Origin of the sequence: Aureimonas jatrophae (assembly GCF_900104035.1) — a bacterium.
GTDB lineage: Bacteria > Pseudomonadota > Alphaproteobacteria > Rhizobiales > Rhizobiaceae > Aureimonas > Aureimonas jatrophae.
Map to the genome: position 1 here is coordinate 79,544 of NZ_FNIT01000011.1, position 12,377 is coordinate 91,920.

The window sequence follows — 12,377 nt, forward strand, 5'->3', positions numbered from 1 at the left end:
CTGTCGCCCGCCGGGGCCGGCGCGCGCATCGCCTTCCAGGGCGAGCCGGGCGCCAACTCCGACATCGCCTGCGAGGAAATGTTCCCGGGCCGCGAGACGCTGCCCTGCGCGAGCTTCGACGACGCCTTCCGCGCGGTCGCCGACGGCCAGGCGGAACTGGCCATGATCCCGATCGAGAACACGCTGGCGGGCCGCGTCGCCGACGTGCACCACCTCCTTCCCCAGGCCGGCCTGCGCATCGTGGGCGAGCATTTCCTGCCGATCCACTTCCACTTCATGGCGCTGCCGGGCGTGGACGAGTCGGAGGTCCGCACGATCCACAGCCACGTCCATGCGCTCGGACAATGCCGCGCGCTTCTGAACGAGACCGATCCCGCGACCGGCCGGCCTCGCTGGCGCGGTCGGACCGAGGGCGACACGGCGGGCTCGGCGCGGCTCGTGCGCGACAGCGCAGACCGGTCGATGGCCGCGCTCGCGCCTCGGCGGGCGGCCGAGATCTACGGGCTCCACATCCTGCGCGAGCGGGTCGAGGACGATCCCACCAACCAGACGCGCTTCGTGGTGCTGCGCCGGCCGGAGGGCGACGAGCGCGCTCTCTGGGCGCCGGCTGCGGGAGGCGGAGCGCCGACGCCCGGCGTCGTCACGACCTTTGTCTTCGACGTGCGCAACATTCCCGCCGCGCTCTACAAGGCGCTGGGCGGCTTTGCGACCAACGGCGTCAACATGACCAAGCTCGAGAGCTACCAGCTCGGCGGACGCTTCACCGCGACGCGCTTCTATGCCGACGTGATCGGCCATCCGGACGACGCGCCGCTCGCACGCGCGCTTGCCGAACTCGAACACTTCACGACCGACCTCGAGATCCTCGGCGTCTACCGTTTCGCGAGCACCCGGCCGCTGACGGACTGACGGCACGCCCGAACGCCCACAAGGTCCCAAACGCAAAAACCCCGCCTCGCGGCGGGGTTTTTGCGTTTCTGCAGTGGTGTGCGGCGCTTAGCGGCCGACGCGCACCATGCGGTCGATGTCACCGCGCATCACGCCGATGTCGCTCAACATACGGTCATCCATACGGTTGAGCTCGAGAACGGTCTTGCGGTGCGCGCGAATGGTCTGGAAGCGCTTGGCGAGGGAGGTCAGCATCGGTCGTGTCCGGTTCGTCAGTCAATCTGATGACCGGTATGTAGACCCTCGACCTGCCCAGAAGGAGAGCAGGTTCTGCACGCCTCTTGTGCAATCTGTGCATGGCCTGCGCAATTTTTGCGAAACCTTTCCTTAACCCTCCCATGATTCGACCGGTTCTTCGCTTGTGTCGAAGCTCGCCGGATCGGCGGCGAAGCGGCGGATGAGATGGTGCGCGATGGCGAATTCCTGCGGCGCCTGGATGCCGTCCGCATGGGTGCCGGCGAGCATGGCGCGCACCTCGTCGCGCCGGAACCAGCGGCAGTCCTCGAGCTCGGTCTCGTCGCGCCGGATCTCGCTGTCCAGCGCCAACCCGGCGCAGCCCAGCATCAGCGAGCCCGGAAAGGGCCAGGGCTGGCTCAGGAGATAGCGAACCTCGCCCACCGTGATGCCCGCTTCCTCCAGCGTTTCGCGGCGCACCGCGTCCTCCACCGTCTCGCCCGCCTCCACGAAGCCGGCGAGGCAGGACCACATGCCCGCGGGAAACTGCGGCTGGCGTCCGAGCAGGCAGCGCCCCCGTCCGTCGTGCACGAGCATGATCGTGACCGGATCGGTGCGGGGAAACAGGATGTGCCCGCAGGCCGTGCAGCGGCGCCGGAAGCCGCCGGCCTCCGAGGCCGTGGCCGAGCCGCACCGCCCGCAGAAGCGGTTGGCGGCGTGCCAGTTCAGAAGGTGAGACGCCTGCGCGAGCTGGCCCTCGCCGTTCTCGTCGAGAAGCTGGGCGCTGCCGATCCGCCGCAGAGGTTCGGGCGCGGCGCCAGCGGGCGCGGGCCCTGCCAACTCGCCCGCCCAGCGCGGCGCGCCCTCGCGCGTGTGGCCCAGAAGCACCCGCTCGCCCGCCTCTGCCTCGCCGAGCCGAAACAGCGGATCGCCGTCGCGCAGCTGCCAGGCGCCGTCCCCGTCGCGCAGCATGATGCGCGCGCGCTCGTTTCGCGCCGCCGCCTCGACCTGATCGGCGTCGCGATGCTCACCGTCGCGTACGAGGCGGTTGCCGCTGTATCCAAGGCGCATGGGGCTTATCCGTTCGTCACAGCCGTTCCAGGAGGCGGGCGGCGAACGTCCCGGCTTCCTCGTCGTTCCAGGGTTCGCGCTGCCCGAAGCCCCAGACGGGGCCCGGCCAGTTCGGGTCGCCCTCGCGCCGCGCCACCACATGGAGATGGAACTGGCGCACCGCGTTGCCGAGCGTCGCGACGTTGGTCTTTTCGGCGCCCGTGGTCTCGCGCAACGCGCCCGCGACGCGCGCCGCCTCCTCCACGAGAAGGGCGCGCTCCTCGGCCGTCAGGTCGGTGATCTCGACGACCCCCGTCCGGCGCGGCACGAGGATCGCCCAGGGCCAGCGCCGGTCGTTCATGAGAACGAGGCGGCAGAGTTCGAGATCGGCGAGAAGCCGCGTGTCGGCGTGGAGCCGCGGATCGAGCTCGAAGGGGGCGGGCGAAGGGGAAGCGTCTTGCATTCGGGAGCGGTCTCGCCGATATGAGGAGCGGGAGGTTGGTGGTGGACGAGCCGCTCGCCAACCGGGTCAGGTCCGGAAGGAAGCAGCCCCAACGAATCCGGCACGGGTCATCGTGCCAGCCTCCCACCCTCCTTAATCCTCGCCACCCCGCCTGTGTAGCCGGATCGCTCCGGCCGCCGCCGGGGATGTGCGTTCCCGTCTCGCGGCTGTTCAAGTCGAGCGCGAGGCTTTAGGGTCGTCCGGCTGCCGTCGGCGGACCTCCGCCTTCATTCCTGGGACCTCCTATCTCCGACCTGATGGCCGATCCAACGGACACCGCCGCCCAGCCCGGCACGCCGTATCGCGTGCTGGCCCGCAAGTATCGCCCGCGCTCCTTCCGCGACCTCGTCGGCCAGGAGCCGATGGTGCGCACGCTGACCAACGCCTTCGAGGCGAACCGCATCGCGCAGGCCTGGATGTTGACCGGCGTGCGGGGCGTCGGAAAGACCACCACCGCGCGCATCCTGGCGCGGGCGCTGAACTACCAGACCGACACGGTGGACCGGCCGACGATCGACATGCTGGACACCGGCGTCCACGACCAGGCGATCATGGAGGGCCGCCACGTCGACGTCGTGGAGATGGACGCCGCCTCCCATACCGGCATCGACGATATCCGCGAGATCATCGCGCAGGTGCGCTACCGCCCGGTCTCGGCGCGCTACAAGGTCTATATCATCGACGAGGTCCACATGCTCTCGACGCAGGCCTTCAACGGCCTGCTGAAGACGCTGGAGGAGCCGCCCGAGCACGTGAAGTTCGTGTTCGCCACCACCGAGATCCGCAAGGTTCCGATCACCGTCCTGTCGCGCTGTCAGCGCTTCGACCTGCGCCGGGTCGACCCGGCCGCGATGATCGGGCATCTGCGCAACGTGCTGGGCCAGGAGGGCATCGAGGCCGAGGACGATGCCTTGCGCATCCTGGCGCGCGCCTCGGAGGGCTCGGTGCGCGACGCGCTCTCGCTCACCGACCAGGCGATCGCGCACGGGGCGGGCCACGTCGGCACGCAGACCGTGCGCGACATGCTGGGCCTGGCCGACCGCGCGCGCGTCGTCCAGCTCTTCGAACTCGTGATGCGCGGCGACGGGTCGGGCGCGCTGCGCGAGTTCGCGGAACAATATCAGGCGGGTGCCGATCCGGTCGTCGTCCTGCAGGATCTCGCCGACTTCGCCCATCTCGTCACCTCGCTGCGCTTCGTGCCGGAGACCGCGGGCGATGCCTCGCTCTCGCCCGACGAGGTGGAGCGCGGGCGCGACTTCGCCGCGCGCCTGTCCGTGAAGGCGCTGTCGGAGGTCTGGCAGATGCTGCTGCGGGCGATCGGCGAGGCGCGCGAGGCCGCTTCGCCGCGCCAGGCGGCCGAGATGGCGCTGATCCGCATCAGCTACGCCGCGACGCTGCCCGGTCCCGACGAGCTCGTGCGCCTGCTTCAAGGGGCGGCGCCCGGAGGCGTCGCGCCGAACCCCGGGTCTGTTCCGGCGTCCGCTCCGGCTCCTGCCGCCGCGCAACCCGCGAGGTCGGCGGAGGCCAGCCGCCCTTTTGACCTGGCCGCGGCCGGGCCGCGACCCGAGCCGCCCCGCCCCGCGCCGGTGCCTGTGACGCCGGCGGCGACGCGCCCCGCGCCGGTCGTCGCGGCACCGCCGGCCGCAAGGCCGGATCCGGCGCCGGTGCCGTCCGAGCCGCGGCCGTCCCCGGTCGCGGAGATCGTGCCCCCGCCTGCTCCCAAGCCCGCGCCGCCCGCGCGGCTCGAGCCTGTTCGCCCGGAGACCGCCCGCCAAGCCCCGGCCTCCGTCGGGCTTGCGGAGCGCATGCAGGCCGCCCCCAGCGCCGCGCTGGCCCAGCGTCCGGTGCCGCAGCTCGCCGAAGACGCGCTTCCGCGCACGCTGGAGGCGGTGGAGGCGCTGATCCTGGAGCGGCGTGATTCGCACCTGCGCGCGCGCCTGCGCCGCTACATGCGCCCCGTGCACGTGGAAGCGGGCGTGATCCGGTTCGAGCCGGCTCCTGGCGCCCCGCCGACGCTCGCCGGCGACCTGCAGAAACGCCTCCTGGAATGGACCGGTCGGCGCTGGGTGGTGGACACCGTCGAGACCGGCGGCGCGCCGACGCTGGACGAGGCGGCGGCCGAACGGCGCGCCCGCCTGATCCGCGAGGCCGAGGGCGATCCCGAGGTCGCCGCGCTTCTGGCAGCGCTGCCCGGCGCCTTCGTGCGCGAGGTGCGCCTGCGCGGCGAGCCGGAGCCGGAAGAGGCCGCGCCCGAGGAGGCCGAGGCGCTGGCGCCGCTCGCCGAAGAGGGCGGCGAGCACGGCCTGCCGGAACTGATCGACGCCGATCCCGCTGATAGGGACTATGGCGAGGACTCCGTCCTGTTCGACCAGGACGCCCAACCCGACGAAGACGACGACTAAGGAGCGGCCGTGAAAGATCTGATGGGAATGATGAAGCAGGCCAAGGCCATGCAGGAGAAGATGCAGGGTCTGCAGGCCGAGATCGCGGAAGTGGCCGAGACCGGCCAGTCCGGCGGCGGCCTCGTCAAGGTCACGCTGAAGGGCACGGGCGAGATGGTGGGCGTCCAGATCGACCCGAGCCTCCTGAAGGATGGCGAGGGCGACATTCTGGAGGATCTCGTGGTCGCCGCCCACGCCGAGGCCAAGCGCCGACTCGACGCCACGATCGCCGAGAAGACGCAGGCCCTCACCGCCGGCCTTCCGCTTCCCCCCGGCATGAAGCTGCCGTTCTAGGAGGGCCGGCCGGTGCCCAAGCCCATCGCGGGCCCCGAGATCGAGCGGCTGATCCAGCTCCTGGCGCGCCTGCCGGGCCTGGGGCCCCGCTCGGCTCGCCGCGCCGCCCTGCAGCTCGTGAAGCGGCGCGAACAGCTGCTGCGCCCGCTCGCCGAGGCGATGACGGTGGCCGCCGAGGAGGTGCGCCTTTGCTCCAACTGCGGCAACATCGACACGCGCGACCCCTGTACGATCTGCACCGACCCGAATCGCGACACCGCCGTGGTGATCGTGGTGGAGGACGTGTCGGACCTTTGGGCGCTGGAGCGGGCCAAGGCGCTCAACGCGCGCTACCATGTGCTCGGCGGAGTCCTGTCGCCGCTCGACGGCGTCGGACCCGACGACCTGACCGTCGCCCGCCTCGTGGAGCGCGTGGCGGAAGGGGGGATCGAAGAGCTCGTGATCGCGGTGAACGCCACGGTCGAGGGCCAGACCACGGCCCACTACATCATCGACCAGCTGGCCGACCTGCCGGTGCGCATCACGCGCCTGGCGCATGGGGTGCCGGTCGGGGGCGAGCTCGACTATCTCGACGAGGGCACGCTTCTCGCCGCCATGCGCACGCGCACGCGGATCTGAGCGAGCGAGGCGAAACCGCCGGCCCGTCCCCGCATTAACCCTCCCGCAAGGGACGGCACAGACGGGGATACACACGGATGCGGCACACCCACCTCGCGCCGGCGCTTGCGCTCGGCCTCGCCCTCCTCGGCCAGTCTCCGGCCGAGGCCAAGACCTACACCAATCCGACCTACGGCACCTCGGCGAGCTTTCCCGAGGCGGCCTTTCCGCAGGCCGATCCCGCCCCGCCGGGCGGCGAGGGCGGCGTCTGGCGCTCGCCCGACGGGGCGGAGCTCGTGATCTACGCCTTCGAGAACGCCAAGAACTACGATCCCGCGCGGCTGGTCGCATGGCGGCGCACCGTGGACCGCGTGACCTACCAGAAGCGCGGCGGAAACTGGGCCGTGGTGTCCGGCTACCGTCCGGACGGGCGCATCTTCTACGAGCGCTACATCTTTCGTGGCGACCTGATCCACTCGGTCTCGATCCGCTATCCCGAAGCCCTGCGCGACCCCTACGACGACCTCGTCGGCCCGGTCGCCCACTCGCTGCGCGCGCCAGCGCGCTGACGACCCGTCCGGCCCGGCGCTCACGCCTCCGGGCCGGTCCACAGGAGATCCAGCTCCTCGTCCCGGCGCATGCGCACGACACGGCGCACGAAGCGGGCGATGTCGGGGACGCCCGGCGAGACGGCCAGCTCCACCACGCGCTCGCCCCGGGCGCGCTTGCCGCGCCAATGGGCATACGGGTAGTCCTCGATCGACAGAAACGTGTCCGCCCCGCGCGGGGCGGGATAGCGTGCCGTGAAGCCCGTGTTGATCGGCGCCAGCGTGATGCGGTCGCGATAGGCGTCGACCAGCGGCGCAGCGGCCACCTCGATCACGTCGTGCTCGTCGTCCCGATAGGGCCGTGCCTGCAGGAGGCGCAGGAGACGCTGGCGGGAAAGCGACAGGAAGGCGCGCTCGTTGAGGAGGCGGTACCAGGCCTCCGGCGTCATCCCGTCGCCGAGGCATTTCTCCAGGCCCCGGTCGCTCATCGGCTTCTGGTCGCGCACGGTCGCCTCGCCGAGATCGGGATGCTCGAGCCGCACGCCCTCGGGCCGGCGTTGCGCCAGGATCGCCTCGCGCCGCTCGCCCCGCACCTCGAAGAGATCGAGAAGGGCGCGCGTGCCGAGCAGCCCGTGGTGCTGGATCAGCGGCCAGGAGCCGCGCGCCGCCATGTGGTAGAGCGTCGGGCAGTCGCTCAAGAGCTCCCCTAGTTCCCCATCCGTCATGCCGCGCGCCTCCCGTTGGAACAGCGCAACGCGGCAGCCGCCCTCAGGTGCCGCAGAAGGTGCGGTAGTCCCGCCAGTCGCCGGGCGGCTCCTCGGCCAGATGGGCCAGCTCGGCGGGCGGATCGTCGAAGGGGTGGGCGAGCACCCGCTCCAACGCGGAGAAGGGCGCCATGTCGCCGCGGTGGGCGGCTGCCAGCGCCTCCTCGACGCGATGGTTGCGCGGGATCACGGCGGGGCTCACCCGGCGCATCAGGGCGCGCCGCTCGGCCGCGTCCACCTCCGGCTCGCGCGCGAGGCGCTGACGCCAGCGCTCGGCGAAGGCGTCGAAGCGCGTCGGATCGATGAAGAGCGAGCGCGCCGGCTCCGCCTCGCCGGTCACCGCGTCGGCAAGGCGTCGGAAAAGAAGCGTGTGATCCGCGCCGTTCTCGGCCATCGCCTTCAGGAGATCGTCGGCGAGCGCGCGGTCGCCCTCCTCCTCTGTGAGGAGACCGAGCTTGGCGCGCATTCCGGCCAGATGCGCGTCGAGGAAGCGCGCGGCGAAGCCGTCGAGCGCCGTTTCCGCCCGCTTGATCGCCGTCGCCTCGTCGTCGGCGAGAAGCGGCAGGAGCGCCTCGGCGAGCCGCGTCAGGTTCCAGAGCGCGATGCCGGGCTGGTTGCGAAAGGCGTAGCGGCCCATCCGGTCGATCGAGGAGAAGACGGCCTCCGGGTCGGCGCGGTCCAGAAAGGCGCAGGGGCCGTAGTCAATCGTCTCGCCCGAGACGGTCATGTTGTCGGTGTTCATGACGCCGTGGACGAAGCCGACCAGCATCCAGCGCGCCACGAGGTCGGCCTGGCGCGCGATCACGCCCTCGAGGAAGGCGAGCGCCGGGTTCTCGGCGCGCTCCGCCTCAGGGTCGTGGCGACGGATCGCAAAGCGCAGGAGTTCGCTAAGCCCCTCGCGGTCGCCGCGCGCGGCGAAGAACTGGAACGAGCCGACGCGGATGTGGCTGGCCGCCACCCGCGTCAGCACCGCGCCCGGCAGCGGCACCTCGCGATAGACCTCGGCGCCGGTCAGCGTGGCGGCGAGCGCGCGCGTCGTCGGGATGCCGAGCGCGTGCACCGCCTCGGAGACGAGGTACTCGCGCAGCACCGGTCCGAGCGCGGCGAAGCCGTCGCCCCCGCGCGAGAAACTGGTCGGCCCCGCACCCTTCAGCTGGATGTCGCGGCGCTGCCCGGCGCGGTCGACGACCTCGCCGAGGAGAAGCGCGCGCCCGTCGCCGAGGCGCGGCACGAAATTGCCGAACTGGTGGCCGGCATAGGCGGCGGCGAGCGGCTCGGCGCCCTCCGGAAGTCGGGCGCCCGCCAGCGCCTCGACGCCCTCGGGCGCGGCGAGCGCGTCCGGATCGAGACCCAGCTCCCCAGCAAGCGCCCGGTTGAGGCGCAGGAGCGTCGGCGCCGGCGCGCCGAAGGGTCGGGCCGGCTCGAAGAAGCCAGCGGGTAGGCGCGCGAAGCTGTTCTGGAAGGGGAAGAGAGCGGTCACGGGCGGTCCTTTGCAGGAAATCCGGCGCATCGCAGGCCCGGACGGCGCGGGGACAGGCGGCAGCGGATGGCGGCGGGGTGGTCGCGTCCACATGGGTTCGCCCGGCATGTCCCGCAACCGGAACGCGCAGCTGCGGCCGTCATTCCGCGATGCGCATGTCTCGCCCCTCGAAACAGGCGTGCCGTCGATCGCATCGATCCGCCCGGCTCACCGAGGCCGCAAGCCTTACGGGACCGGCTGAGCGCCCGAGCGACGCCCTTGTCGTCGGCGCGTCAGAAGTCGCCCAGCAACGACAGCTGGCCGTCGGCACGCGGTCTCGGCATGGCGGGCACGACGCTCGCCTTCCGGCGCGTGGGGCGGGGCTTGGCCATGCGCTCCATCGCCTTGTCGCGCGAGACCTGCTCGGGCGCGGCGGGGTCGTCGGTCAGCCACTTGCCGCGCTTCACCACCTCGTTCACGCGGCCCTGGTTGACGCCGAGCTTGAAGGCGATCTCCTGCTGCGTCATGCGCGTGGCGCCGTGCAGCTCCAGGATGCGGCGGGCGAGCTCCGGCGTCATTTTGCGGCCCGTCACGCGGCGTGCGGGGCTCAGCGAGCGCTTGGCCTTGTCGCGCTTGCGCAACTCGCCCAGCACCTCCAGCGCCGCTTCGTTGCCGCTCTGGCGCAGGGCGTCCTCGAATTCCTTGATCGTCGTCACGAGCCGCGACCTTTCCCACAGGAACAATCAGCGAACTATGTGGACGAAGCCGCCGTGCGATCAAGGGGTTGCAGAGGCGCTGTCCACAGGTGGCTGCTGCGTGCCTGTGGATGCCGCGGCGGTGGAGCCCTGCGCTGCCGTGTCGATGCTGACCACGACCGAGAGGCCGGGCGACAGGTCCTCGACGCCCGCCTGGCCTGCGTCGATCGCGATGCGCACCGGCACGCGCTGGGCGACCTTGGTGAAGTTGCCGGTGGCGTTGTCGGGGCGAAGGACCGCGAACTCCGAGCCCGTCGCCGGGGCGAAGCGCTCGATCCGGCCCGTCATGCGACGGCCCTTCAGCGCGTCCACCGTGAACGACACGGGCTGGCCGACCTCCATGCCGGGCAGCTGCGTTTCCTTGAAGTTGGCGACCACCCAGACTTGGTTCGGCACGAGGCTGGTGAGCTGCGTGCCGGCCTGGACGTACTGGCCGAGCCGGACGCCGACCTCGCCCAGGCGCCCGGCCTTGGGCGCGACGACGCGCGTATTGGACAGGTCGATCTCGGCAAGCTTCACGGCGGCCTCGGCGCCCTCCACCGCCGCCTCCAGCGACTGGCGCTGCACGATCACGGTCTGGAGGTCCTGGCGCGACACCTCGGCCGACGCCTTGGCTTGGTCGAGAGCGGCGGCCGCCTGGTCGCGCGTGCGCGTCGCGACGTCGAAGTCGCTGCCCGGCACATAGCCCTGGCGGGCGAGCGGCTGGACGCGCTCGAAGTTGGCCTGCGCGGTGTCGGAGGCGGACTGGGCACTGGCGATCGCGGCCTCGGCGGCCTTGACGCGCGCCTCGGCGGCACGGCGCTGCTGGGCGGCGTTTTCGAGAGCGGCGCGCTGCGCGTCCAGCGTCGCGCGCGCCTGGGCGAGCTTCTGCTGGAAGATGCGGTCGTCGATCTGGGCGATCACCTGCCCCTGCGCGACCTCCTCGTAGTCCTGGACGTCGACCGCCGCGATGTAGCCGGCCAGCTGGGGGGCGATGATCGTCACCTGGCCGCGCACATAGGCGTCGTTGGTGACCTCGGTCGTGGTCGCGAACGGCGGCAGACGCCAGGCGTAGAGAACCAGCGCGACGCCGGCGCAGCCGACGGTGAGGGCGACAAAGGTGGCGAAGGAGCTGAAGAGCTTGCGCATGGATCAAAGGGCCGAAGCGAGGGGACGGGGTCAGGCGGCGGGGGCGGGCTCGGGCGCAAGACGCGCGCGCAAGGCTCGCCAGGCGACGTGAAGAAGCAGCACGCCGAGCCCGAAGACCGACAGGCAGCCGATCACGAAGAAGGCGTCGTTGTAGGCGAGGACGTTGCTCTCGCGGGTTGCGATGGCGCCGAGTTGCGCCACGCCCTCGGCCTGCCGCAGCGCGGGGTCGAGGAGCGTGCGGGCATAGGCCGCGCCCTGCTGGGTGATGCGGGCGGCCACCACCGGGTCCGACAGGACGATGTTCTCGGCCAGCTGCGAGGAGTGGAACTTCTCGCGGATGGTGACGAAGGTGCGGAACAGGGCCGAGCCGAGCGCGCCGCCGAGCGACTGCGTGGTCAGGAAGATGATCAGGAAGGAAAGGATGTAGTTCATGCCCCGGCTCATGGCCGACAGGAAGCCGATCGACATGGCGGGGGGCAGGAACAGGGTTCCGGCGGCCGAGATCAGGCCCTGGCTCAGATACATCTGCTCGGGCCGCGTCAGCTGGGTCGCCTGCGCGTCCATGAACGAGCCGGTGGCGAGCAGGCCGAGGGCGACGGCGTGGATCGCCGGCTCGCGCCCCGGCTTCATCACCGCCGCGCAGACGAGACCCGCCGCCAGCCCCGACCCCAGCATCACGAGATAGAGCACCGTCATCTGCTCGTTGCGCAGGCCGAGCACCTGAAAGAAACCGCTCGCGCCGCTGGTCTGTTCCGACAGGAGGAGGCGGAACAGGAACAGGACGCCCGCGAAATGCAAGATCTGCGGCGACAGGATCCAGCGCAGGTCGATCAACGGGTTGGTGCGGTTGAGCTCGATCGCGGCGGCCACCGTGAGGCTGGCGAGACCGACGGCCAGCATCCAACCGAGCCAGTCCACCTCCAGCCACCAGTAGAAGGCGCCGAGCGTCAGCGCGACCGCGAGCGAGCCGAGGCCGACCGCGATGAAGACATAGCTGACGAGGTCCATCGGCTCGATCACCTTCGCCTTGGGCGGCGAGTTGAGCGGCAGGAGGTTGATGAAACCGAAGCTGATCATGGCGAGCGCGGTCTCGAGCAGGAACAGGCCGTTCCAGTCGCCGATGTCGAGAAGCGAGGGCGAGACGAGACGCGCGATCGAGGGGGCGATCGCGATGTTGGTGAGCGCGAACGACAGGCCCATCGTCATCTTGCGCTCGGGCGGAAAGCTTTCCAGCATGTAGAGGAAGGCGAGCGAGGACATGGGGCTGGCCGCCACGCCGGCAAAGAAGCGCACCACGACGGCCGACTGGATGTCGTCCACGAAGAGATGAAGCGCCGCGACCACGACGAAGAGCACGATCGCGGCCTTGGCGAAGGCCCGCAGGCCGAACTGGGCCCGCATCTTGGTGAGGAAAAGGGTCAGGCTGACGTTGGGCGCGAGGTAGGCGGCGATCAGCCAGGTCGTCTCGTTGGTGGTGGCGCCGAGCGGTCCCTGGATCTGGTAGAGGTTGGCCGAGACGAGGTTGAGGCCGAGGCCTTGCGTCTGCGCGATCACGGTCGAGGCGAGGATGTAGAGCGCGGCCATGAGCGGAGGCTTGCGCACGTAGGGCGCGGGCGCAGGCATGGGCGCGCCGCGCCACCAGGGCTGGGCGGGAAGCGCCGGGCCCTCGTCCGGCATCGTGTCGGCAGGCGCCGGCCCGCCGAGCGCGGCGCGCGGC

Annotated in this window: 13 protein-coding genes and 1 other RNA gene; 6 read left to right on the forward strand and 8 right to left on the reverse strand. The window is 71.2% G+C overall.

From position 1 onward, the window contains the following. On the forward strand, window positions 1–909 hold the full coding sequence (locus BLQ76_RS18465) for a prephenate dehydratase (RefSeq protein ID WP_244519720.1): 909 nt from the start codon (window positions 1–3) through the stop codon (window positions 907–909). Between the two features lie 87 nt (window positions 910–996). Here BLQ76_RS18465 and BLQ76_RS18470 read toward each other — a convergent pair whose 3' ends face one another. The 3 genes from BLQ76_RS18470 to BLQ76_RS18480 all read right to left on the reverse strand — a co-directional run bounded on the left by BLQ76_RS18470 (window position 997) and on the right by BLQ76_RS18480 (window position 2,635). Then, on the reverse strand, window positions 997–1,143 hold the full coding sequence (locus BLQ76_RS18470; protein ID WP_090676425.1) for a DUF1127 domain-containing protein: 147 nt from the start codon (window positions 1,141–1,143) through the stop codon (window positions 997–999). A gap of 132 nt (window positions 1,144–1,275) precedes the next feature. After that, window positions 1,276–2,193: an NAD(+) diphosphatase gene (gene nudC / locus BLQ76_RS18475; RefSeq protein ID WP_090676427.1), complete on the reverse strand. Its 918-nt coding sequence runs from the start codon at window positions 2,191–2,193 to the stop codon at window positions 1,276–1,278. Between the two features lie 16 nt (window positions 2,194–2,209). Next, complete coding sequence (locus tag BLQ76_RS18480; RefSeq protein WP_090676428.1) at window positions 2,210–2,635, reverse strand: HIT domain-containing protein; 426 nt, start codon at window positions 2,633–2,635, stop codon at window positions 2,210–2,212. Between the two features lie 30 nt (window positions 2,636–2,665). Here BLQ76_RS18480 and ffs point away from each other — a divergent pair. From ffs to BLQ76_RS18505, 5 genes are all read left to right on the forward strand, one after another. After that, an RNA gene (ffs, locus tag BLQ76_RS18485) (signal recognition particle sRNA small type) lies at window positions 2,666–2,762 on the forward strand. 157 nt (window positions 2,763–2,919) lie between these two features. Beyond that, window positions 2,920–5,076, forward strand: a complete 2,157-nt coding sequence (locus BLQ76_RS18490; protein WP_425285178.1) for a DNA polymerase III subunit gamma/tau — start codon at window positions 2,920–2,922, stop codon at window positions 5,074–5,076. A 9-nt stretch (window positions 5,077–5,085) separates the two neighbouring features. Next, a complete protein-coding gene (locus BLQ76_RS18495; protein WP_090676431.1) occupies window positions 5,086–5,409 on the forward strand; it encodes a YbaB/EbfC family nucleoid-associated protein in 324 nt (107 codons plus the stop codon). Between the two features lie 12 nt (window positions 5,410–5,421). Continuing rightward, window positions 5,422–6,027 (forward strand): recombination mediator RecR, encoded by a 606-nt coding sequence (gene recR, locus BLQ76_RS18500; protein WP_090676433.1) that lies wholly within the window; start codon window positions 5,422–5,424, stop codon window positions 6,025–6,027. Window positions 6,028–6,104: 77 nt separating this feature from the next. After that, window positions 6,105–6,575, forward strand: coding sequence for a hypothetical protein (locus BLQ76_RS18505; RefSeq protein WP_090676434.1), 471 nt, complete (start codon window positions 6,105–6,107; stop codon window positions 6,573–6,575). Between the two features lie 20 nt (window positions 6,576–6,595). Here the strand turns inward: BLQ76_RS18505 and BLQ76_RS18510 are convergent, their stop codons facing one another. From BLQ76_RS18510 to BLQ76_RS18530, 5 genes are all read right to left on the reverse strand, one after another. Beyond that, window positions 6,596–7,279, reverse strand: coding sequence for a DUF7002 family protein (locus tag BLQ76_RS18510; RefSeq protein ID WP_139184059.1), 684 nt, complete (start codon window positions 7,277–7,279; stop codon window positions 6,596–6,598). 43 nt (window positions 7,280–7,322) lie between these two features. Then, window positions 7,323–8,798, reverse strand: a complete 1,476-nt coding sequence (locus BLQ76_RS18515) for a protein adenylyltransferase SelO (protein ID WP_090676437.1) — start codon at window positions 8,796–8,798, stop codon at window positions 7,323–7,325. Window positions 8,799–9,070: 272 nt separating this feature from the next. After that, entirely contained in the window at window positions 9,071–9,493 is a 423-nt protein-coding gene (locus tag BLQ76_RS18520) for an RNA polymerase subunit sigma-70 (protein WP_090676439.1), read from the reverse strand. A gap of 60 nt (window positions 9,494–9,553) precedes the next feature. Next, window positions 9,554–10,660, reverse strand: a complete 1,107-nt coding sequence (locus tag BLQ76_RS18525; protein ID WP_090676440.1) for an HlyD family secretion protein — start codon at window positions 10,658–10,660, stop codon at window positions 9,554–9,556. Between the two features lie 30 nt (window positions 10,661–10,690). Beyond that, a complete protein-coding gene (locus BLQ76_RS18530) occupies window positions 10,691–12,283 on the reverse strand; it encodes an MFS transporter (protein WP_244519721.1) in 1,593 nt (530 codons plus the stop codon). Between the last annotated feature and the right edge of the window lie 94 nt (window positions 12,284–12,377).